The sequence below is a fragment of the Mesorhizobium sp. M8A.F.Ca.ET.218.01.1.1 genome (assembly GCF_004791165.1).
GTDB lineage: Bacteria > Pseudomonadota > Alphaproteobacteria > Rhizobiales > Rhizobiaceae > Mesorhizobium.
In genome coordinates, this window is the sequence record NZ_SRUZ01000190.1 from 1 (window position 1) to 288 (window position 288).

The 288-nt window shown below is 66.3% G+C and carries 1 protein-coding gene; it reads right to left on the minus strand.

Features of this window, described 5'->3' with window-relative positions; all coding sequences use genetic code 11:
* Nucleotides 1-288 (minus strand): aminotransferase class III-fold pyridoxal phosphate-dependent enzyme (locus EN861_RS34975; RefSeq protein ID WP_135928254.1); only part of this gene is annotated, 288 nt, incomplete at both ends.

The window sequence follows — 288 nt, forward strand, 5'->3', positions numbered from 1 at the left end:
ATGCCGTCGCCGCGCACCTCCCCGACATGCTTGTGACCGCCGACGGCCCTGGCAAGCTCGGCGCGGAAATAGGCGCCTGTTTCGCCTGCGTTCCGCACCAGGTCCATCTCGTCGATCAGCTCGAGATTGGCAACGCCTGCGGCAACGCAGATCGGGTGCGCCGAGTAGGTCCAGCCATGGCCAAGCGAGCCCAGCTTGTCGGAGCCCTTGACCAGCACCTGCCAGACCTTGTCGGAGACGATGACGCCGGAAAGCGGCGCATAGGCCGAGGTCAGGCCCTTGGCGATG